This window comes from Psychrobacter sp. CX21 (assembly GCF_057396255.1).
Genome location: NZ_JBXYJG010000020.1, coordinates 1 through 23,388, shown reverse-complemented (window position 1 = coordinate 23,388; position 23,388 = coordinate 1). Strand labels below are relative to the sequence as shown.

Sequence of the window (23,388 nt, the reverse complement as noted above, 5' to 3'; positions counted from 1 at the left end):
ATTTTGTGACTAGACCTATGATACGTATATTGATACTCTTGTCTTTATAAACCAAAGCGAACCGTAGTTTGATATCAAATTTAAAGGATTATTAATGACAGCTGTCAATGATGCTACCCCTGCAATCAAAATGTTTGGCAAGATGCTGACTTTTTCGCGTATATTCCTTCAGACTAATGACTTAGACGATATTGAAAACAGTCTACAATCCATGCTGAGTAATAAAAACAGTCAGATACCTGTCATTATCGAAAGTGATATCGAACAAAACCTACCCGAGCTGGTTGAGCTATTCTGGTCATGGGGTTTACAGCCAATTGGGGTAGTTACAGGCATATTAGATGATGACGCAAAAGCAATACGTTTGGCCATCTTCCCTGGTGATGGCAAACGTATTGAACGTATCCGCCCCACCAAAAAGATTACACAAAACGATCAAACCTCACAAACCCAAAGCGAGTCTCAGGATACTTCAACTAAGCAGCCAAAGAATTTAGAGCCTGACAACACTGATAACATTGCTACTGAAGTTGTTGATTTATCCCACTGCGATGAGCTGGTTAGCATGATCTATGATCAGATGCTGCGCTCAGGACAAAGCATCAATCATGTTGGCGGTGATTTAATCCTAACCAATAGTGTGAATAGCGGTGCTGAAGTTATCACTGACAACAACCTGCATATTTATGGCCGTGCCAGTGGTCGTTTAGTAGCGGGTGCAACAGGCGATAAAGATGCGCGAATTTTTTGTCAACGCTTTAATCCCTCTTTAGTCTCTGTTGCAGGTACTTACTGTTTACGCGACAGCATTCCTGAAGAAATGCTAGATAAGTCCGTTCAGGTCAAATATGTCGAAGGCCAAGGTCTCGTTTTTCAAATTATGAATGACGCCTAGGCGACCTTACTCATCACAAACAGTGGTTTGGAACATAATTACATTATCTCTTATAGACTCAGATTTGACTATAATAGTGTCGCAATTGTGAGGCGTTGGTTGAGAGTTATTCCGATACTGTTACTTTAAAATCATATGTGATACCCTTACAACATATAATTTTGGTTACTATATGTATGGGCAAGGTGTATACACGTTTAGTAAATAAGTACTAATAGTTATATTTAAGCTTAAATCTATGCCGTGTACTTTAACGAAGATAGTAGTGAAGTAATAGTAATTAATCGGTTTAATTTTGCTTAATACATATTGTATGTCATCTGTTGGCCGTTATATATTATTGGCATCGCCGAGAATTATTAATTGATAATGAAGGGTGTCATTATATATCATCGTTAAAATTTTAAACAATATAATTTAGACTTATAGGAGTATGCCGTAGTGGCAAAGATCGTTGTAATTACCTCTGGTAAAGGTGGTGTTGGTAAAACAACAACCAGTGCATCATTTGCTGCAGGACTGGCTTTACGTGGTTATAAAACAGTTGTCATTGATTTTGATGTGGGCTTACGTAACCTTGATCTATTGATGGGTTGTGAAAACCGCATTGTTTATGACTTCGTTGATGTTATTTCTGGTAACGCGCGTCTTTCTCAAGCACTGGTTAAAGATAAACGACTGGATAACTTATTTATTTTACCTGCGAGCCAAACTCGAGATAAAGATGCTTTGACAGACGAAGGTGTCGCAGAAGTTATGGAGGAGTTATCCAAGCAATTTGATTATATTATTTGCGACTCACCTGCTGGTATTGAACGTGGTGCGCAGCTTGCAATGTATCATGCGGATGAAGCGCTCATTGTTACCAACCCAGAAATCTCATCAGTACGTGACTCTGATCGTATCATTGGTGTCTTACAAAGTCGCACTAAAAAGGTCGAAGAAGGTACAGGAACCGTGCGTGAGCATCTAGTTATCAATCGCTATAATCCTGAACGTGCTGCTGCTAACGAGATGATGGACATTGATACTATATCAAACGATATTTTGAAAGTGCCCTTATTAGGCGTTATTCCTGAGAGTAATAGTGTGCTTGAAGCATCAAACCATGGTGAACCCGTTATTCATTTAAGCGACTCCCCTGCTGGACAATGTTATGATGATATCGTGGCACGTTTTTTAGGGGAAGATAGACCTTTACGTCACATAGATGTTAAGAAGAAAAGCTTCTTACAACGCTGGTTCGGAGGTTAGACATGTCTAGAAAAAAAGGATTTTGGAGTAACTGGTTTAATGGTGATACCAAACAGACTGGCAGTGCTAACATGGCCACGGAACGTCTTAAAGTTATTGTCGCCAGTGAGAATCGGCTAAATTCGCGTTTAACTAACGATCGAATTGAAACGATGAAACGTGAGATTTTAGAAGTGGTTAATAAATATGTGAATGGTGTACAGATTGATGATGTAAATATTAATCATCGTCATGAAGATCATTTGGATGTATTAGAGATGAATATTAACCTGCCTGACAAAAAATAAACGTTTGACTCTATCGTTATAATAAGATGTCAAATATAGTCAATAAAATCTAAAATGGTTATAAGGCAACTGAGTGCAAGTACTACTATAGTAGGCTTAACGAGGTTAACACCGTAACCGTTCAGTATTTCGCTGACTATACTTTATTTATTAAAAAAAGGAGCATTATGCTCCTTTTTTGTGTATTAAAAAAACAATTTTAAGGGCTGTTGTGTATCGCTATCTTCCTACTCTACTTCATCCTAGAAAGAATATTGTCTTTTTTAATGAACTGATGCTGTAGTGCGGCTAATATGTGAAGTACAGTAAACGCAACGATAGCCGGCCAAATAACATCTGTATGAATGTCATTGAAAAAACGTGCTTGTGTTCTATCAGTAGCAAGCATTGAGGGTAAATCAAACAGACCAAACATATCGATGCTACGACCGCCATACCAAGTCATTAATATGCCAGTAATAGGCATTGCAAACAATAATGCATAGAGTATTAGGTGCGATATTTGTGCTATGAGTCTTTGCCATCCCGGCATGGGTACGGGGGTTGGAGACTGGCTAATTACTCTAACGATGACACGCGCTATCATCCATAATAACAAACTCACCCCAAACGCTTTGTGCAGCGCTATAAAAGTGGAGCCATCGGAGTTTTTATGTATCATTATCATCGCCCAAACGATGACTAACAATATGGCGCTCCCCCAGTGGAATACACGTACTGCAGCTGACCATCTATCAGGTCTAAATAGAAGTGATTCACGGGTTATGTTGTTGCGAGAGAAATTGGACATAATCTACTCATTATTATTAATAATTTACTAAGCATCTAATAAATAACTGGTTATTGACTCTATATCAGGCACGGCATAGATGGTACTGTCTATTTGTACGGCCTGTGACACATAAGGATAATCAATATTATAGCTATCTTCTTCAATATCGTTAATGTCAGCGATTCTCAATTGGCGTTGTTCAGGCTCACCATATATTAATAGCCCAAATGGCGTTTGATCTTTTGTACTTGAAATGACGACCAATGTGTTGGTTTCACCGTGATCAGGTACTAGCGAATAGATGGGTAATGTATGATTGTTCCATTTTACATAGCGCTTTATTTCAGAACCTTTTTGATCAACTTCTTTACCGGTCTGATTGTTAGATACTTGGTTTTTAGATACCTGATTGTTAGATATAAGGTCTTTAGCTATAGATTTATCAGTCACATAGCTTTGTGTGACAGTACTGCGCTGTATCCCATTTTCTTTTATAGGGTCCGACTGTACATCAACGATCATACTTGAGGGAAGTACCCAGTCCGGCGAATCTATCGCAGGTAGGATAGTGATGTTTAATGCACCTGCATGGACAGTTAATAAGCGCTTAGACTCATTTTTGGTTTGGTCATTTGTACTCACGACAGCCTCGCTTAATTAGCCTGATAATAAGGTATTAAAGTATTGCAGCTGACTTATTATGAAACTACTATGAATAGAGCTTCTTAATAAATATAGCTACTAAATATAGCTACTAAATATAGCTACTAACTAAATATAACTACCTATATTAATCTCATTTAATTTTGAATAAACGTTTGTAGATGATGCGCTAAATCAGCAGGTGCTTCAAACCACCTCACCCTGTTCAACGCCGTTATGTTCGACTTAGTATCTTGATAATTAAAGATATCGTATTCATGCTTCGTGTTATCAGCATTGCTATGGCTATTTTGCACCCACAACTGACTATTATTTTCTTCAATCTTAGCTTTATTTAAGTCTACTGTGCTAACAACGTTTTGGAAAACTACGCTTATAAACTGCTCACCAAAAGCGTCGCTACAGTTATCAATCAGTTGTGCCATATTTAAAAGTTGCAAGGTGTCTTCGTTGGCGTCATCTTCTATAGGTAGCGTTGTTTCAGATGTCTCTGCTTCAACGGTAAAGATCTCAGTGATACTTTCCTCTTTAGCCTTTGCAGGTGTGTTTACAATAGCACGTCCTGTTGAATCAAAAACTACTTTTTGATTGGGCGGCAAGACATAGCAATAGCCAGCCTGAATATTCAGTGATAATGATATAACTTGGCTCTGCCACTCATTATTTTGGCTAATATGCTGAGGCAAGCTATATACCTCATGACTCTGTATATCTTGTACCAAAAGCACTGCTATGGGTAATGTGCTTGGTAAGGCATCCATAAACGCTTTAATGGCACCACTATCATCTTGTGTGCCACTAAGTAATATGACATATTCCCAGGGTCTAAACTTTTTAGATGCTATGGACTTTTGTTCAGTCGCCGGTAGATCGATCATACTACCTATTTTACGTTTGAGCTTGCGTTGCCATTTTGCATACAAATTAATTTCATTTAACTTAGGCGCCTGATCAAATCCAACCAGCATTAGTGACTGTGGTATGCCTTCTAATACTTGATAGAGGGTGTCATCGTAATGGCTATCGACCAACCATATATCTGCCGCAATATAGGTAAATTGTTCCTGATTAGCGATCAAATTTTCTGGTTCAAGACATGCTATCAACTGTAAACCAAGCTTTTCAATAGTATCGCTAAAGGCTTGCCTTTGATGCTCACTTTCAGCAATTACCATGACTCGTAGCCCGATCTTATCTTGAGCAGCTGGGTTTTGAACCGTCTGTATGCGTGCCATTTGTTTGTATGCCACTTGATTATGAACAGCATTAGCGTCCTCAAAGGGCGTAGCATTAGACGACTCATCATGCGAATGATTGGGTTGCTTAACCACTCTACACCCCGGATCTCTGCTTTATTAAGCCTTGAATGGCATTGATCAGCTGCGCTTCTTGGAAAGGTTTACCCATATATTGATTCACTCCAATATCAAGTGCTCTTTGGCGATGTTTATCTCCAGTACGTGACGTTATCATAATAATAGGCAAATTTTTCAAAGCGTCATTGTCATTACTTCTAATTTGACAGGCTACCTCAAATCCATCCATGCGAGGCATCTCTATATCTAATAACATCAGATCAGGCATTAACCCTTGTAATAGCTCTAGCGCTTCTACGCCATCTCGAGCCGTAATGGTTTTGTATCCTTGACGTTCTAATAATCGAGACGTCACTTTGCGTACCGTGACCGAATCATCCACAATCATAATCTGCGGTACAATCCGTTTGCCACTATGCTGCTGTCGAATATTTTGCTGGTTTTTTATGTTGTTTTGTACTGTCTTTTTACTCGGCACATGACGCATCAAATCTAACACGTCAAGAATCAACATAACTGTACCATCTGCCGTTATCGTCGCAGCTGAAAACCCTTTAACGTTCAGAAGTGGACGATCTAATGGCTTCACCACAAGCTCAATATTAGAGCCAATAATTTCATCAACTTGTATTGCTATATTTTGTCCCGTCTGGTTCTTAATAATGACGACAGGTACGCTGGTATTTTTATGGTTAGACAGCTCATTGGGAAGCACACCAGACAACATCTCATTTAGATAACGCAAACGGTATTCGGTACCTAAAATCGCAAACATTTTTTGGTTTGACTGATAAAAACGTAGCAAACTCTTAACACTGACACGTTCAACACGGGATACTTGAATAAGCGGTATTGCATAATTCTCATTTCCAACACGAACCACAAGGGCATCTGTTACCGCCATGGTCAATGGCAATCTAATAACAAAACGTGATCCCTCCCCTGATATAGATTGAGCTGAAACTGTACCTCCTAACTGACGGACTTCGCTTAAAACAACATCCATCCCTACACCGCGTCCAGATATTTGCGTCAAGCTATCTGCAGTACTCAGTCCTGCATGGAAGATGTATTGAATAATTTCTGAATCACTATTTATACTCTCGTCACTACCTATTAGACCTTGGCTAACGGCTTTACGGCGCACCGATTCAACATCAATTCCTTGTCCGTCATCATCCAAGGTTATGATGATTTCATTGCCCTCTCGCTCGACAACCAGTTCAATCCTACCCTTACTAGGCTTGCCCAGTTGTTCGCGTACCTCTGGTGTTTCGATACCATGATCGACTGAGTTACGTAACATATGCTCAATAGGTGCCGTAATACGATCTAAAAGGGTTCTATCAATCTCATCATGTTCATTGATGAACACCAGTTCTACCGATTTATTAAGCTCATTTGCAGTTTGACGTACGGTACGCTGTAAACGTGGAGCGATATGAGTAAAGGGCATCATTCGCGAGGTCATTAGCTCTTCTTGCAACGCCGTTTGCGATTGCGAGAGTTGTAAAAGCAGGTTTACGGTGTCTCGTGTTTTATCACTGAGGGTGGTTTTAATATCCAATAAATCAGAAGCTGACTCAGACAAAGATTTAGAGAGCTGATTGAATATAGAATACTGGTCCATCTCAAGCGGATCAAAGCCATCTGGCGCTTGTAAGTATTTATCATTGATTTGTGAGCGCACCTGAGACTCAAGCTCCACCTCCATATGGCGTAACTGATCTGATAAACGCTGTACGGTTGATTCCATTTCATCAATAGTTTTAGTTACGCTGCCCATACCCAGTTCGATACGTGAACGATGCACAACAGACTCGCCCGACAAACTGATCATATTCTCCATGACATCTGACGGAACTCTGATGACTTCATTGCTAACCATGGCCGACTTATCAGCTTTGGATGCCGCAATAATATGGGGTGGCATCTCATTGATGTCACGCAGACCTAAACGGGCTTCACGCCACTGCTCATGACGCTCAATAGCATCAATATAGGCTCTCAACGAATAGTCAGTAGTTGTTTGAGCATCTACTGTTAGAGCGTCTACGTGGTAATCTTTGGTTAATGCAGATAATTCGTTATCTAATGTATCTGCTACTGGTGGATTGATACCATGTTTGATTAGGTACAATGCTTGGATTAACCAGTGATGCGCTTGATCTAAAGTAGGAAGCGCTTGCGATAAACCTTCCGGCTGTTTGATAAAATGCTTATAGGCCGCTTCTAAGGCAGTGATAATATCAGCGGTTGCATCAGCAAATATCATGCGTGCTCCGCCTTTGAAATTATGCAGCTCTCGGGTTAGCTGTATAAGCGGTTCGCTCGCTTCTAATGAGTCATCTTCCTCAATGTCTATATTGAGTACCGTATTTTGAAGCGCATCAAACTGGGTTTTGATACGTTCAAGAATTTCATCCGCCTCTTCAATAAATATTGCAACAATATCTGGATCAGGCATCACACCTTTCCAAGATTCTGTTTTTAATCTATCAAACTCTAGCTCAGAGGAGTCCATTAAGTCAGTATTTTCACTGTCACTGCTATAACTGTTATAGCTACTGTCAGTATGTCGGTCGTTACCATTTGGGACTTTGACAAGCTCATTAACTGACTGTGGCTCAGTACTTTCAACAGTAGGCTTTAAGCGTTCGTTGTCATTATCTACACAAGCATTTGTGTCATCAACCGTGGCATTAGTGTCAACAGGAGAGCTAACACTTGTATGGGTTGGTTTAACATTTGCATCCGATACATCCGACTGGACTGGCGCCGATTTAGCCATCTGAGTAAAGTGTTTGACTTGCTTAGCAGAGAGCGTTCTTGTCGTTGAAAGCTTATGCAGCTCGGTCATCAAATCTGGTACGAAGAAGGACTGACCATCATTTATTAAGGTTTCAATTTGAGCGGCCACCGTGTCTTGTACTGTTTGCAATACTTGTACCCAATTGGTATCGGGTTTTATGGCATCTTTTTGAATGAGCTCATAAATAGTTTCGGCTTCATGAGTAAGCTCAGCCATACTATCGATACCCGCCATACGGGCGCCGCCTTTAATAGTATGTAGATTACGTTGTAAGCTATTGATAAGCGTTGTGTCTGTAGGGTCCGTTTGCCAAGTTGCCAGCTGCTGACTAACTTCGTTATCGATTTCTTGAGCTTCTTCCAAAAATATTTGTAAAAGCTCCGGGTCTGCCTCTATAAGCTCAATATTAACTGGGTTTGAAAAGTCTAAATTCTCATCTTTGTCAATTGAATCTACATCCTGTGATGGATCGTTTTTGGCTTCTTGGTCTTTTTTGGCAATCAGTTCAGTTTCGACGAGTTGTTCAGATTCTTCAGTAGGCCTTGTCTTATTAATTGAGTCGGCTTCGTCTATCTTGTTTGTTTCGTCTGTATTGTCAGTATTGTCAGTACTGTCAGCATTTGACACATTGGCATCATTGTCACTATCTGGCTCTAATTCTGACATCAAGTTTGCATCTATGGCATTGACTTTTTCTTCAACCTTTGTTGTCGGAGTTATCGCACTACCGCTTATAGTGTTTGATGTTTCTGTTTCTGTTTCTGTTTCTGTTTCTGCAATAAGAATATCATCACTATCTATCGCATTCAGACGCTCAATAACATTATCATTAACTCTAAGAGTCATGCTGCCAGCTAGTGCATCAAGCAGTCCAGTTAACTGATCATGTCCTTCAATAAGTGCATCAAGCACGACAGGGTTTTGTGATAGTTTAGGTGTATCAGTAATGAGCTTATAAATACGATCAAGCGCCTCTAAGACAGTAACAAATTTTTGTCCACCTTCAACACGGGATAGCAAAATCTGGCATTGATCATGTAATTTAGCTGCATAATGAATAACTTCATCGTCGTCGTTACCCAAAAATGCAGCTTGTAGATTCCATTGGGCATCAAGAAGTTCATCGACTTCGTTGTCAATCAAGTCGTTAGCATTAAAGGGAACTTCTTGCAATGCGCCCCTATCATCGGTGGTGTCGAATGCCTGACTCAATTCATCCACATCTTCTTTGATTTGAAGTGAAGAATCAGACTCAAGATGATGATTGATATAATGCTTAATAAGCTCTACAGAATGGTGTACAGCTTGAATATGGCCCGCCTGCATAGGCGCATCGTTTCTCTGTAACTTATCTAGCGCATTTTCGACAGTTGCGCTGATTTCACTAATAGCTGTTAGGGATTGGCTACTTGCTGCACCGCGTAATGTATGAAAAGCACGTACCATAGTATCATCTATAAATGCCGTATCTTGCGATGATATCTTCGACAAACTCTTGTCGATATCTTCAAGTAGCTCATGCGCTTCTTCAATAAATAGCTGTTTTAGCTCCTCTTCTATATCGTGGTGAGCGCTTTCAGTATAAATATGTGTGGCTGCTTTTAGACGCTCATTGGCATCTGTCATATCTATAAGAACGCTTTCATACTCATCATCATAGTCTACAAGCGTATAACTCTCGTTTACATCGCTTTCACTGGCAGCGCTTTCAATAGCAGCATTTTCAATAATATCATTGTTATAGCCGCGTTTACGTTCATTGTATTCATCGCTATAGTCAATGTTATCGTCAATCTTTTCGTCAATGCTATCGCTATCAAATATATTATGTTCATAATTTATATTATTCTGAGAGTCAGCAGGTGTTTGATAATCTGACGGCTCATAAATACTAGCCTCGTTATCTATTTGATCTATTTGTTGTGCGTTATTGCCGGCCTGATCGCTCACCTCGTAATCAGTGCGCTTATCTGTGCCTAAAGTCGAATCTAAGGTAGGTCTTGATACAGTCGCAGTTTCTGATTCTATAGACGCTTGATCTGAAATGTCTTCTTCAACGATTAAGCTATGTTCATCCGAGGTCTCAACGTCGGCTAACGCCTCACCTTCGATGTTAATTTCGTTAATGCCTTCTGCATCAGCGATCATATCTGCGATAACATTGTAATCAAAATCAGCGCCATTATTCTCATCATAATAAGGATGCTTTTTGGCATAAATATTGGCACAAGCTATCCATATGGCGACTTCTGGTGGATATTGGTTCTGAAGCTCGTAGATTTCAATAAGTGTAGGATAGGCGGCAATGACATCGTCTAAGAGCTGTTCAATACCAGAGGTCAAACCAATACTTTGATCTAAAACGCGATTCAACATATTCTCAACTGCCCAAGCCAGCTCACCTGAACTATTGGCACCCACCATACGCCCAGAGCCTTTGAGAGTATGGAAATTACGTCGTATCTCTTTTAAATAATGAAGCGTATCCTCTGAGTCCGTATTAGCGTCTTCTCGGTATTGATCGTACAGCGAGTTAATGGCTTCTAAGACCTCTTGCGCCTCTTCAGTAAAGATCTCTTTAATTTCGTCATCCGTATCATGATTGTCCTCTGGTACGATCACCTCATTTAACGAATTTTTAAAAAGCTCATACTGAGTTTTAACCCATTGTGTTGGCTTAGAGGTGAGCGTCATATCTTCATCTAAACGAGCACTTATAAGTTTGTCATCACTTGCACTGTCACTATCTGTATAAGCCGTATCATGGGATGAACTCGATAGTGATTTATTCTTATGCTCATTGTTTATAAAATTATTATCTATAAAATTATTGTTTATCAAACTAGGGTCTATAAAACTAGTGTCGCTGGCATCGTCTTGATTATCATTAGAAGCAACGTTATTAACAGTATGATCATAGGTATCAGTATCAGTATCGAATATATAAGTGATATTCTCTGATTTTAAAATATGTTGCAGATTAACTGTATGCTGCTCAATGTCTTCGACTTGATAGTTGCCTTCTTCATAATACTGAGTAAGCTGGTATAGAAGATGCTCGCTCGACTCTTGGATAGTCTTTGTATAAGACAACGCCAACGTACCACTTGCCATATTCTGTGCCATCACTTCAAGTAATTTGGCAAAGCGTGCAAGATCGTCTTCTTTGGCACTAAATAATAGCCCAGAGATATGCTCATACTCTTCTGTAACATCAGTAAATTCAATGCTAGCAGGTGAGTCTTGCAGCACTGGTCGCAGCTCTAATAGCTGCTCTTGTATCATTGGGAACATCCAATCGGATGTCAGCAATAAACTTGAAGAGGGGCTCATTATTGATCCTTTAACGACGGCGTAGCATCCTGACCTATTTTAAAACCAGCAACTGACTGTTGGAGTGAAGCTGCCATATCATTCAACTGACCCACCGAGCGCGCTGTTTCCATTGTACCAGCCGTAGTTTTTGAGGTGATGCTTTGAATGATGTCCATAGCATTAGAGATTTGATTTGCTGAACTGGCTTGATGTTTAGACTCACTTGAAATATCTTGAACAAGTTCGGCTAAGTTATTAGAGACCAGTTGAACCTCTTTTAGAGCCTCGCCTGCATCTTTTGCTAATTTTGCACCCTGTACTACCTCAGAAGTGGTGGCTTCCATAGACATGACAGCTTCATTGGTGTCTGCTTGAATGGTTTTGACCAAAGTTTCTATTTGTTTGGTGGCACTGGCAGAACGTTCGGCCAAGCGCTGTACTTCATCTGCAACAACAGCAAACCCTCTACCAGCATCGCCTGCCGTGGATGCCTGAATCGCGGCATTCAACGCCAATACGTTGGTTTGGTCCGCCAGATCATTAATAAGGCCAACAATATCTCCAATCTCTTGTGATGACTCGCCTAAGCGTTTAATGCGTTTAGAAGTTTCTTGAATTTGATTGCGTATGCTGTGCATGCCCTGAATAGAGCGCTGGACCACGTCAGCCCCATTATGTGCAATCTTTACAGAACGCTGCGCTACTGATTCTGATTTTTCGGCATTTGAAGATACTTGTTGAATGGAGGATGCCATATTACTAATAGCTGTAGATACTTCTGTAATCTCTTGCGACTGCTGTTTGGAGGAATCTGCTAAATTGGTGGCCGTTAATTGAGTCTTTTGAGAAGAGTCAGCAACATTTGACGCCGTATGATTAATCGCTGAGACCAGAGTACGTAATTGATCAATAGCATAGTTCACTGAGTCTGCTATCGCACCCGTGATATCTTCTGTAACCGTAGCATTTACAGTCAGATCACCATCTGCCAAATGCTCAAGCTCATCAAGCAGTTTTAAAATCGCTTTTTGGTTACGCTCATTTTCTGCCTGAACCGTACGTGCTCTTTGAAACTCAATTTCCATCTCATCACGCTGGCGTAGCGTGTCTTTTTCTATTAACAACCGCTGTGCAACACGGCTCGCTTTGTACAGACGGTATAACACATAGCCTGCGGCTATTAAACTTAGCAAAAATAGTATTGAGGGGATGATAATACCAGGGCGCAGCAAGATATTTCGGTTTACAGGGCGCAGGCTGTCTTGAGTGGTCTTGGAGAAGTTACTGATGGTATTTGCCCTTTGACGTAACCCCAAGGCAGGGATACTGGACTCTTCCATTTGCACTATGGCAGGCTTTATTTCATTCTCAAATAAGCTTTCAATGCTGGTAAGTGCTGGCAGGCGATCACGATAGACTGTGCGCTGATCGGCTAATGAACGCTCAAAAGCGGACACATTGCGCAATAGCTCAGCGGTCGATGTTTTTGCGCCTGAATTTAACAAACTGACTTCGTTGCCAATTTTTTCTGAGCGCACCAGCTGTTTTTGTAAGGTGGCAATTTGGCTAGCTGACAAGTTGGCTGCTACTGCTTGACGGGTCGCCGTACCATATAGCTCTTGTACAGAATCAATCGCAGAGATTACCTGCTGATTCATGGTGTTTAACGCCTCGATTTTGGAGCCGTTTTCGACTATATAATCTAAGTCTGCTTTGACATCTACCCACTGTCCACTTAATTCCTTATAAGCCGTTTTGTTGTCCAGGGCGTTGTTTTGAACTGATTTTAGCGCTTCATCGTAGTTGCGAATATCATCTTGTAACAGCTGCTGTGCTCGTTTGGTTTTCTCATTGTCCGTTGAAAATACAGCTTCATTAGCATGCCGAACAAAGTTATTGGAATACACTTCCAACTGATTGACGTTACTTACGTACCCTGTGACCTTAGTTAAGGTATAAACCAAATAGAGGAAGCTAAGAAAACTTAATAAGCCCAAACCAATGAGTATATAAATCCATTTTTTTTGCTCTCTATCAGTAGCCGCCAGCTGATTTCTATTTGAAGCTTGGTTAGCATTTTCTACCGGTAGCATGGTTCCATCTTTCATCCAGTCAATCCTTAAGTTTGGTTCGGTTCTACAAGGCCTTGAACAACAGTTTGATAATATTTTTATTTATAATGCAAAACATAAATTGTTTAATATAAATTTAATAAAATACGTTTAGCTAATGAGCAATTACTACTGGTCTATGTTCTATCGTTTAGATATAGGCAACAATGAGATAAAGGTACCAATTAGATAGAAGCATCAATAAAACGGGGGTCTTGCGTCAGTAAACTTGGCATAAATACAGGCCACACCTCACCATCTTGAACAAACTGACCATGATTGTAAGGCAATGCCGGGGAATCCTTCGGTACACTTTTGGCAACGTAATCATCTTTTGAGAAGTTTTTTATACTCATGACGTTATCAACGACCAGACCAAAAGCGCTTTCATCACGCTTTATAACCAAAAGCTTTCGATTTGATAACTGAGCAGTATGACTATTTAAATTCAAATATTTTGCCAAATCGGTTAGGGGAACTAACTCTCCACGAATATTAGCCACCCCCGTGAGCCAAGACTTGGTTAACGGGACTTTGGTAAATGTTGTTGGTATTTGCCTAACTTCTGTTATCTCACCGATGGGCGCCACAAAATTCTCACCGCCGACCTCAAAAGCAACGCCTTTCCAATCTGGCTCTTCTGTCTGCTGATGGTTACTGGTGCGCGATTTAGCGATACTATCTAAACGCAGCAGCTCCATAAATCCTTTTAAAGCCACGGCCAATTATCCTATAACTGAGTAAATGGTAGTTAATAATTCATTTTTTTGAACCGGTTTAGTTAGATAAGCGCGTGCGCCTTGTCTTTTACCCCACACCTTATCAGTTTCTTGACTTTTAGTACTGATCATAACAATGGGGATATGGCTGGTTTCGTCGGTTCGTGTTAATTTACGCGTCGCTTGAAAGCCATTCATTTCGGGCATGACAATATCCATCAAAATAATATCTGGCTGAATCTCTAACGCTTTTTCAATGCCAAGCTGGCCATTAACCGCCTCAAACACCTCAAAGTTATGTGCTTTTAGTAGCTCACGAACTCTTGCCATCTCAGATTGTGAGTCTTCAACTACTAAAACCTTAAACATTTTATCTCTCTCAAATTTAAGTGCCCACTATTTAAGTGCTTATTCTTTTAAGTGTCTATTTTTTTAAGTGCTTATTTTTAAAGTGTCTATTTATTTAAGTGCTTATTTTTAAGTGCTTAAAATTTTAAATGCCTACTATAATTTTTATCTCATCATTCCTCTAATAAATAATTATGCGTCATGCCTGCTTATGATATTGCCTAATAGCACCATACAGCTCATCTTTACTAAATGGTTTGGTCAGGTACTCATCTGCACCAACTATACGGCCACGCGCCTTATCAAATAGCCCATCTTTTGAAGACAACATAATCACAGGTGTATCGACAAAATCTGGATTGTTTTTGACGATTGCACAGGTTTGGTAACCATCAAGACGTGGCATCATAATGTCGATAAAAATGATATCTGGGTTGTGATCTGCAATTCTCGCCAAAGCTTCAAAACCGTCTACGGCGGTGATAACATCACATCCCACACGTTGTAACAACATTTCAGCTGTTCGGCGTATGGTTTTTGAGTCATCAATCACCATGACTTTTAAGCCATCAAAACTTATATCCATTACGGTTATCCTGTATTATAAATCTTTCAAATTATGCAAATTAAATTATATCCTGCTTAGATGCGTATCGCCTATTACTTAATAAACGTATCACTAAATTAACGCTTCACTTAATCAACTTTTCACTTAACTCATTTTTCACTTAAACTCATTTTTCACTTAATTAACTTTTCCCTAAACTTACTTATAATTTTAATAGTAATCCGTTAATTAGCGTTACTATTAATTCAGCTAAAAAAACGAATAGTTTAAGCTGATAAGATAGCACATTACCGCCCTCCCTCGTGCAACATAGTGATAAGTTTGGTCATTAATCTAGCTATAAACAGTGTTTAGATTCTTAAATTCAAAACCAACTCGCATTCTTTTAAATATTTAGCTCACTTTATTAGCTCATCTTAAAAGATACACAACAGCAACAATGATGCTATTTTTAGCATAAATTTGATAGGTTTACTACCTATTTCAAAGCTTTCGCTCGATATAAGACTCTAATGTTAGAATTTAAATTTTGTATATTGAGTATTTAATAAGAGTCTATAAAATTCTAATAGGGCGTAAATCTTATAACTTAATCATAACCTATTGAAGTTATAATTGGCTTATTTAATTGGCTTAATAATTCATTTAATTTATTGTTTATTAAATAGCTATTTATTGATTATAGATGGTATTCGTTATTGTTGCGAATTATAACAAGTCATATAATCTATTGATTAACTATTACTTCAAATACGAAGTGCACGTAAATTAAATACGAAGTGCGCGTCTTAACAGCAATTAAATAGTTGGACAACTTAGACATCGTGTAACAATAGCGATGAATAGTAACAATATGTGTATTGTCGAGAGGGTCTATAATTAGGCATTATAAGTGTTATATGATAAACCTCGTTAAAAACAGCGCTTTTTAGGCTGATAAGTATAGTGCTATAAATAATGTGAATGTATATAAAATAATTAAAATGAATAAATATAGTTGGGCGAATTAAATACGAATAGTCACTATTCTAAAAAATTTAGTCTAATCTAAAACAAGTAGTCTATTCTAAAACAAATAGTCTAAGTACAAGCGCCTTAGCATAACAATTAACGTTATAGAAATTAACGAGTTTTATTTTTGAAAATTAACAATTTATAAGGAATAACATGAGTAAAAGTATATTATTAATCGAAGATGATCCAGATTTGGCAGAGCTGATTAGTGATTACCTCACAATGAATTATTATGAGGTACATCATGCGCCAACAGGTCAAGAAGGTTTGGATATCTTGGAAGCCAAAGAGCGTGGTATCGATTTAATCATTCTAGATTTGATGTTACCTGATATTGACGGTATGCAAGTCTGTCAGAAAATTCGTGGTAGTAAAAACACTCAAACTAATAAAGTACCTATTGTCATGCTGACTGCCAAAGGTGATACGACTGATCGTGTGCTTGGTTTAGAGATGGGTGCAGATGATTACATCGCCAAACCCTTTGAACCTCGTGAGTTGTTGGCTCGTATTAGAGCAGTCTTACGCCGCCATGAGCAGCCTAATCAAACCGATGGGCAAACTGACAGCTTGACCTTTGGCCGCTTGAGTGTATTCCCTGATAGCCATGAAGTTACCATTGATGATAAGCCCGTACGCTTAACCACGCATCAGTTTCAGCTATTACACTATTTTGCCACTCACGCTGGTAAAGTGCTTAATCGTGAACAACTGTGGCAAGCCATGCCAAATGATGACAGCTCAGACAACATTGATCGCGCAATTGATGTTCATATTTCAAGGTTACGTGCCTTGATTGAAGACAATCCGCGCCAGCCTAAACGTATTATTACCGTTCGTGGGGTGGGTTATCAGTTTGCTACTGATCAGGTCTAAATAAATTGAACATAAAACGTACGGTATTTATCAAATGCCATTTTTAATCATAGTCCATTTTTTAATAGTTCAATTGGCGCTATCTAAAGTTTAAACATGTATGGCTAGATTTGGCTTTAAATCCGTCTTTAGTAAATTGTTTACTAGTGTTGTTTTGACACTGGTACTTTTTGCTGTGGCTATGATTACTTTAATGAACGTTGTGCATAATAATTCTTCTGATGCCCGCTGGGAGGTGTTAGCCAATCAGATAGTGAGTCAAGTTGATCCTTTTATTGATGAGTTAGATAATGCCACGACCATGCAAGAGCTTTTAGAAGCTCGGTTTATGCTGGCTGTCATAAAAAAAAGCTTTGATGTATTCGACGATTCGCTTCAAGCCAAGATGGGCCTATACGACCGTAACGGATCACTGCTTATTCAGACAGACGATAGTGACTTACCTGATACCTTGCCCGAAGATCCCTCCTTAATGACTCGAATACTTCCCGCCTTTTTTTCCTCAGATAGAGTTAATGTAAAGGCCATGAGTGACCGGGGTTATACGTTATTATATGAACCGCGTAATCCCCCTCAGCGCTCAGAATTATGGGCGGTATTAAACTTATTTACCGGTACGCTTACCTTATTAGCTTTGATGTCTGGCGTTTTGTGGTGGATTGCACGTTCGATGACGTGGCGTATTAATCAGATGAGTCGTCAAATGGAGCAATTGGGTGATGGGGACTTTAGTGTGCGCGTTCCTGCCAAAGGTACAGATGAGATTGCAAGCTTAGCCAAAGGGTTTAACCATGCTGCACAGAAAATCGAGCAGCTCATTAATGCAAACAACTTACTACTGGCGCATGCATCACACGAACTGCGCACCCCAATTACTCGCATTCGCTTGCAGATCGAAATGATGGACATGCTTACAGATGAGTTGTCCAATACCGCAAAAGCAAAATTTCAAAAGCGGGCTCAAGCGGTTAATCGTGATTTAACGGGGCTCAATGATTTAGTGGAAAGTATATTATTAGTGAGTCGTTTAGATGCAGGACACGCTGTACAATCTGTTGAACGGGTTGATCTCTATGAGCTTGTCTGTCAGGAGTGTCAACACTATTCGGATGCGACCTTATATGGCAAGTCACTCGTTATGAATGGTCAACCAAAACTGTTGATACATTTGATTCGCAACTTATTGAATAATGCCCTTATACATGGGCAGCCACCTATTGAGGTTCATGTATATGGCGTGGTCAATGCGAATGAAGCGCCTTACCCACCGCCACATCTTGAAACGCTGACCACAAAACCTCTAGAGCAGGATGCCAACCCAGCCCATACTGAGGCGCTTAGCGTTACTAATGATTATGTTAGTACTAGTTCCAGTTTCAGTTCAAATGTCAGTACGGGCAATAATGAACGCGCTACAATAACGGATGGTAGTGCTATGATGGCGAATGGTAATGAGGATAGTGAGCTCAAGACCAAATCAAATCAACCTGAGAATACTACAAAACATGCATCCTCTATAGATGATTTAGAAACTGCAATAGACTCTAATAACGCCGATGCAGTCTCCCATACGGCTCATAGTAAAGATTCTCACGAAAACACAAGCACTACTAATTCGAGCGCTACTAATTCGAGCATTGCTAACACGCGCGTTACTAAAGAAATAAAAGGTGCTAACAACATAAAAAGTGATGATCAGCCCTCTGGTAAAACGACGGGTACCGAATCTACCCCGCAACAAACAAATAAAGAGTCTCAGAAACAGGCTAAAAAAGGTAAATCAGAGGCTGGCATGCTAAACGATATCGGCTTTGCTAAACGTCTGCGTCGACCCAAAAGCGATCCAGTTATTCAGCCAAATTATGCTGTCTTATCAGTTATAGATGAGGGTAGTGGTATTCCTCATGATAAGCGGGAAGAAATTTTTAGCCCCTTTGTACGTCTACAGCAGCAGAAAAAGGGCTCTGGATTGGGGCTATCTTTGGTGGCACAAATTGCAGAAGCCCATAATGGTCAAATTCGAACCGATACATATAATGGACGCACACGCTTTATGGTCGTACTGCCAATCAATCAGATGCCGATTAGTGAGAAAAATGTTGACTAGCGAAAATTCTGATTATTGCAATATAAACCACCTAACAAACAGTGTCGCTATTTCAAACTAATGTAAAATATCAACATTACTTACTATTAAGTGGTTAATTAAAATAAAGTTTCTGTGCTACTCTAAATGTATTGCAGTGGGCTTCAACAATATCATCTATATCTTCAGAATATCCGCCACCCATTACAATAGCTATTGGAACATTATTAGTTTTGGCTTGTGTTAGCACAAATTTATCCCTTAATTTGCAGCCCTCTAGTGTCAGCGAGAGCTTACCTAGTTTATCAGTGGCCAGCACATCGACTGCCGATTGATAAAAAATTAAATCAGGGTTATGGTTTGCAATCAGTCTTGGTAGTATTTGTTCCAAGGTCAATAGATATTCGTCATTTTCTGTACCATTATCAAGCTCAATATCTAAATCAGAAGGCGGCTTTCGAAAGGGATAGTTCTTTGCTCCATGCATACTAAATACAAATACTCTAGGCTCATGCGCCATTATGCTTGCATTACCATTGCCTTGATGTACGTCTAAATCAACAATTAATATTCGACTAGCTTCTCCCCTATTTAACAGCAGATTACTTGCGATACAGACATCGTTAAAAACACAAAACCCTTCACCATGATCTGCAAATGAATGATGTGTGCCTCCTGCAACATTTAAAGAAATACCATATTGTTTAGCGTATAACGCACATTCATATGTGGCGTGAGCTATATATCGACCTCGTTCCACAAGCTCAGGAGTCATTTCAAAGCCAATAGTTCGCGCTTCTTTTCGCGTTAGGGTTTGTGTTTTAAGCTTGTGCCAGTATTCATTAGTATGGGTAGTCAGAATCTCTTCTTCAGTTAATTTGTTTGGCGCAAAAAAATTATCTTTACTTAAAGTCTCTTCTTGCATCAAACGCTCAGGTATAAGCTGATACTTTTGCATAGGAAAGCGGTGCTTTTGTGGCACTTCGTATAGATAGATTGGGGAGAAGGCAACTTTTAACATAGCGTATTTTTAAAACGAGCTTGTGGATGATTGATTTAAAACGTTGATTTAAAACTATTGAATTTATTGTTATACATTAAGAAAGGGACCAACTAAATGTTGATCCCTTTTTAATGTATAGGATGAATTAGCTATTAATCGACTATATTAGTCTTGTACCACGGTCACATCGAGCGTCACTCTACGGTTAGGCTGCAAACATTCGATCTCTTGCTGGCGAGATAGATTGCTTGGACATTGATTTACAGGTTGTGACTCTCCAGCGCCAACAGCTATCATGGAAGCTGGATTTATACCGCGTTCCACTAAATAACTACGGACGGTTTGCGCGCGTAATTGAGATAAATTCATATTATACATATTGTCTCCTTTACGGTCTGTATGACCTGTAATAACAATACGAGTATCCCCACTTTCTTGGTACTCTCTTAACTTATTTGCTAAATCATCTAGTTCACGACGGCCTTGGGGCAGCATATTATCTGGTTGCCATTTATCGAATTTAAATAAAGCATCTGCACCTAGATTTATACGCTCTTTAATTGGCTCTTCAGCAATTTTCGGTCTACTAGGAGGACAATCAGCAGGCTTCCAATAAAACTCTTGAGCTCTATAATTGGCATCAAAGATAACTTTATATTGACAAATTTTGACAGACTCATCTGGTCTATAAAACTTCATAATATAGTCCCATTCACGAGCGTATTGAGCTTCGTTAAAATGCGGACGACCAATAAGCTGATAGAGCTCATCCTTTACAATACCAGGTTTTATTTTTTGAAGGTTTTCACTATTTGGAAACTGCCCTTCAAGCTGCCATGCCTCTTCCAAATCTGGAAAGACAATATTATTACCTTCAATATGTCCCTCATCTGTAATCCCTTCACTAAGATACTTAGTACCCATACAGCCTGTCATAGCTATCATAGTCAGGCTAATGGCACCTAGACTAGATAATTTGGTTAGGTGATTCTTTTTCATAAAACTTCCTTAAGAATTTATAATAATAATGGCGAATGTTAATATCGACAGGTATGTCACACTCGAACACTGTGGGGTGTGACACTGTTCATATTTCATAAATAGCGGTTTAGAAGTGGAAGCCTGCACCCACTGCACCACCTGCATTACCTTCAGTATCTGCACTACCACTAATTTTCATTACCCAGCGACCATTATCAGATAACTTAGACAAACCGACCGCTACTGCGCCTTCACCATTATACGTCGACATACCACCTGTCACCATACTCTTTCCGGGCAGATAAGCTTGTGGTAACGCCGCCATCGCCATTGCAGATGAGATGCCAGCATTGGCTTCATCACCTACTTTATTAATCTTATTATTGATGTTATACCCAAGGTCTTTGAGCTGATTAAGATTGACAGCGTCAGTACCATTGACTCCTGGTGCAACATTAGTAATGGTATTTCCGCCGTTATTCAGACCCTGGTTGGTAAGCGTAACTGTGTTATCAGGTAGATCTGGATTAGTTATTGTAATACCATTATTATCTACTACCGTATTACCCGTTTGGACAGTACCCGCATCACCCAAATCAATATTCTGAGCTAACTTAACATCAATGCTGCCATTGGTGTTTGCCACGGTTTGAATATTGTTTTCTGTAGATGTGGTCGCGCCGCCCTGAATCGCCAATACTTGATTTGGGTTCCGGGTTACGACTTGACCATTATCCCCAGTGTACTGCTGTTCTGTCGACTCAATAGTACTGGTTATGGCTTCATAAACATCGCCACCATTGACGACGGATTGATTCCCTTCGGTAATATAATCAACATCACCACCTTGAGCGATACTGTCATCATTTTTGACTGTCATACTATCTGACGTAACAGTGGTAAAGGTAACATCGTCTTTAGTTGCAACCGTAAGGTTCGTACCGTCTCGCATAACCTCAATATTGTTACCATCAATAAAGTCAACGATATCACCTGAGTTCACCATCTCGCCATCATCACTATTGGCTTTCACGGTAAATCCAGCGTTGTTAATAGCATCTGCAACACTTTGAGTCGTTGCAATAGAATCTGGATTGTCCGCTGAAGCTATGCCATTTGGCGCTGTGGTAATAGAGCCAGTATTCACGCTAAGCTGACCATTATCCGTACTGATGGTATCGTCAGTGTCAACAGAGACAACATAGTTATCACCACCATTGTCGTTAGGTGAGTCAGACTTAGTAACTGCGATTGGTCCGTCACCTGACACCGAAGTATGCTTAGCGGCTTCAGCTTCGATGGCAGAAGTGTCGATTGATAAATCATAATTAAAGCCGTCATTACCATTATCTGTCTGTACAACAGTTACCGTACCATCTTCTGAACCTACCTTAGTTCTACCCGAGTCAACATAATCCTTATTGGTAACTGCATTAGGATTGTCGTCAACATTTTGTACTGTCATGGTGTCTGCAATAACCTCATTTGCGTTAACATCTCCTGCATTTACAGTGTTAAAGGTGACTTCTTCGGCAGTCGATACCTTAATACCACCATTACCATCATCTTCAAGTTTGATATTATTGCCAGTCACGAAGTTAGCAGTATTGTTGCTTTGATCAACCGTCTTAACATCCTGACCGTCAATTTGCGTAACGACAGTCTGCAACGCACTGTCTGCTTTATCTAAGCTTCCTTTAGTTTCGTCATTCAAACTTACTTGATAATCAGTGACGTTATTTTCTGACTCTACTGGCGTAACTAATAATCCTGAATCAGCATTTGCAGTTACTGTAGATCCTTCTGCATTCACTTTATAGATAGTTTGACCATTAGCACCAGTTGACGTCTCAACAGAGGTAATATTAGTACCTGCTTCAACTTCCGTTCTTGATGCAGCGACAGACTGCTCTAACTGACTGACATTCACCGCATCGTTGTCATCAGTACCCGCAGCAACACCCGTGATTGCGGTGTCGCCGGCATCAATACCATCTGTATTATCGATGGTGACAGGACCCACTGTGACACTGTCAAAGACAACATCTTTAGCAGTAGCGACTGTGAATTCAGTACCATCACGAGTAATCTCTATATTGTCGCCATTAACGAAGTTAACGTCATCACCTGGATTAACTACCTCGCCTGCATCACCGTTAGCTTGTACGGTAAATCCTGAACTATTAATAGCGTCAGCAATGTCTCCGGCTGTGGCTAGGGCATCTACATTCTCTGGCGTAATTACTGTGCCACCCGTGTCTGTTGTCAGTGCAGTCGTGTTTGCAGTAATGTTCCCATCAGCGTCTTTAGTGATGGTGGTGCCATCAGTATTGACGGATACATCGAAGATAGTTGCACCATCTGCGTT

Annotated in this window: 16 protein-coding genes; 5 read left to right on the top strand and 11 right to left on the bottom strand. The window is 39.8% G+C overall.

What is annotated here, in order from left to right; translation table 11 throughout:
• The first annotated feature begins 94 nt into the window (after positions 1–94).
• The 3 genes from minC (at position 95) to minE (ending at position 2,436) form a co-directional block, all read left to right on the top strand.
• Positions 95–895, top strand: a complete 801-nt coding sequence (minC, locus tag AC2SLP_RS10565) for a septum site-determining protein MinC (protein ID WP_486536633.1) — start codon at positions 95–97, stop codon at positions 893–895.
• 441 nt (positions 896–1,336) lie between these two features.
• Positions 1,337–2,149 (top strand): septum site-determining protein MinD, encoded by an 813-nt coding sequence (minD, locus tag AC2SLP_RS10560; RefSeq protein ID WP_486536632.1) that lies wholly within the window; start codon positions 1,337–1,339, stop codon positions 2,147–2,149.
• Between the two features lie 2 nt (positions 2,150–2,151).
• Complete coding sequence (gene minE, locus AC2SLP_RS10555) at positions 2,152–2,436, top strand: cell division topological specificity factor MinE (protein WP_486536631.1); 285 nt, start codon at positions 2,152–2,154, stop codon at positions 2,434–2,436.
• Between the two features lie 232 nt (positions 2,437–2,668).
• Here minE and AC2SLP_RS10550 read toward each other — a convergent pair whose 3' ends face one another.
• The 8 genes from AC2SLP_RS10550 to pilG all read right to left on the bottom strand — a co-directional run bounded on the left by AC2SLP_RS10550 (position 2,669) and on the right by pilG (position 15,078).
• Entirely contained in the window at positions 2,669–3,226 is a 558-nt protein-coding gene (locus AC2SLP_RS10550) for a cytochrome b (protein ID WP_486536630.1), read from the bottom strand.
• Between the two features lie 27 nt (positions 3,227–3,253).
• A complete protein-coding gene (locus AC2SLP_RS10545) occupies positions 3,254–3,850 on the bottom strand; it encodes a hypothetical protein (RefSeq protein ID WP_486536629.1) in 597 nt (198 codons plus the stop codon).
• A 158-nt stretch (positions 3,851–4,008) separates the two neighbouring features.
• Positions 4,009–5,202, bottom strand: coding sequence for a chemotaxis protein CheB (locus AC2SLP_RS10540; RefSeq protein ID WP_486536628.1), 1,194 nt, complete (start codon positions 5,200–5,202; stop codon positions 4,009–4,011).
• A gap of 1 nt (position 5,203) precedes the next feature.
• A complete protein-coding gene (locus AC2SLP_RS10535) occupies positions 5,204–11,332 on the bottom strand; it encodes a hybrid sensor histidine kinase/response regulator (protein WP_486536627.1) in 6,129 nt (2,042 codons plus the stop codon).
• Positions 11,332–13,422, bottom strand: coding sequence for a methyl-accepting chemotaxis protein (locus AC2SLP_RS10530; RefSeq protein WP_486536626.1), 2,091 nt, complete (start codon positions 13,420–13,422; stop codon positions 11,332–11,334). The genes AC2SLP_RS10535 and AC2SLP_RS10530 overlap by 1 nt, the downstream gene beginning before the upstream one ends.
• Before the next feature lie 188 nt (positions 13,423–13,610).
• Complete coding sequence (locus AC2SLP_RS10525) at positions 13,611–14,144, bottom strand: chemotaxis protein CheW (protein ID WP_486536625.1); 534 nt, start codon at positions 14,142–14,144, stop codon at positions 13,611–13,613.
• A gap of 6 nt (positions 14,145–14,150) precedes the next feature.
• Positions 14,151–14,513, bottom strand: coding sequence for a response regulator (locus AC2SLP_RS10520; protein ID WP_486536624.1), 363 nt, complete (start codon positions 14,511–14,513; stop codon positions 14,151–14,153).
• 178 nt (positions 14,514–14,691) lie between these two features.
• Positions 14,692–15,078, bottom strand: a complete 387-nt coding sequence (pilG, locus tag AC2SLP_RS10515; RefSeq protein ID WP_486536623.1) for a twitching motility response regulator PilG — start codon at positions 15,076–15,078, stop codon at positions 14,692–14,694.
• A 1,149-nt stretch (positions 15,079–16,227) separates the two neighbouring features.
• Between pilG and AC2SLP_RS10510 the strand changes: the two genes are divergently transcribed.
• On the top strand, positions 16,228–16,950 hold the full coding sequence (locus tag AC2SLP_RS10510) for a response regulator transcription factor (protein WP_486536622.1): 723 nt from the start codon (positions 16,228–16,230) through the stop codon (positions 16,948–16,950).
• A gap of 100 nt (positions 16,951–17,050) precedes the next feature.
• Positions 17,051–19,057, top strand: a complete 2,007-nt coding sequence (locus AC2SLP_RS10505) for an ATP-binding protein (RefSeq protein WP_486536621.1) — start codon at positions 17,051–17,053, stop codon at positions 19,055–19,057.
• A 94-nt stretch (positions 19,058–19,151) separates the two neighbouring features.
• Here AC2SLP_RS10505 and AC2SLP_RS10500 read toward each other — a convergent pair whose 3' ends face one another.
• From AC2SLP_RS10500 to AC2SLP_RS10490, 3 genes are all read right to left on the bottom strand, one after another.
• Complete coding sequence (locus tag AC2SLP_RS10500) at positions 19,152–20,057, bottom strand: histone deacetylase family protein (RefSeq protein ID WP_486536620.1); 906 nt, start codon at positions 20,055–20,057, stop codon at positions 19,152–19,154.
• Between the two features lie 147 nt (positions 20,058–20,204).
• On the bottom strand, positions 20,205–21,038 hold the full coding sequence (locus AC2SLP_RS10495) for an OmpA family protein (protein WP_486536619.1): 834 nt from the start codon (positions 21,036–21,038) through the stop codon (positions 20,205–20,207).
• A 109-nt stretch (positions 21,039–21,147) separates the two neighbouring features.
• A partial coding sequence (locus AC2SLP_RS10490; protein WP_486536618.1) for a YadA family autotransporter adhesin occupies positions 21,148–23,388 on the bottom strand: 2,241 nt, incomplete at its 5' end.

What these genes read in the sequence shown, in the direction of transcription:
- minC (WP_486536633.1), top strand. Translation starts at nt 95, where the DNA reads ATGACAGCTGTCAATGATGCTACCCCTGCAATCAAAATGTTTGGCAAG.
- minE (WP_486536631.1), top strand. Translation starts at nt 2,152, where the DNA reads ATGTCTAGAAAAAAAGGATTTTGGAGTAACTGGTTTAATGGTGATACC.
- AC2SLP_RS10550 (WP_486536630.1), bottom strand. Translation starts at nt 3,226, where the DNA reads ATGTCCAATTTCTCTCGCAACAACATAACCCGTGAATCACTTCTATTT.
- AC2SLP_RS10535 (WP_486536627.1), bottom strand. Translation starts at nt 11,332, where the DNA reads ATGAGCCCCTCTTCAAGTTTATTGCTGACATCCGATTGGATGTTCCCA.
- AC2SLP_RS10530 (WP_486536626.1), bottom strand. Translation starts at nt 13,422, where the DNA reads ATGAAAGATGGAACCATGCTACCGGTAGAAAATGCTAACCAAGCTTCA.
- AC2SLP_RS10520 (WP_486536624.1), bottom strand. Translation starts at nt 14,513, where the DNA reads ATGTTTAAGGTTTTAGTAGTTGAAGACTCACAATCTGAGATGGCAAGA.
- pilG (WP_486536623.1), bottom strand. Translation starts at nt 15,078, where the DNA reads ATGGATATAAGTTTTGATGGCTTAAAAGTCATGGTGATTGATGACTCA.
- AC2SLP_RS10510 (WP_486536622.1), top strand. Translation starts at nt 16,228, where the DNA reads ATGAGTAAAAGTATATTATTAATCGAAGATGATCCAGATTTGGCAGAG.
- AC2SLP_RS10505 (WP_486536621.1), top strand. Translation starts at nt 17,051, where the DNA reads ATGGCTAGATTTGGCTTTAAATCCGTCTTTAGTAAATTGTTTACTAGT.
- AC2SLP_RS10500 (WP_486536620.1), bottom strand. Translation starts at nt 20,057, where the DNA reads ATGTTAAAAGTTGCCTTCTCCCCAATCTATCTATACGAAGTGCCACAA.
- AC2SLP_RS10495 (WP_486536619.1), bottom strand. Translation starts at nt 21,038, where the DNA reads ATGAAAAAGAATCACCTAACCAAATTATCTAGTCTAGGTGCCATTAGC.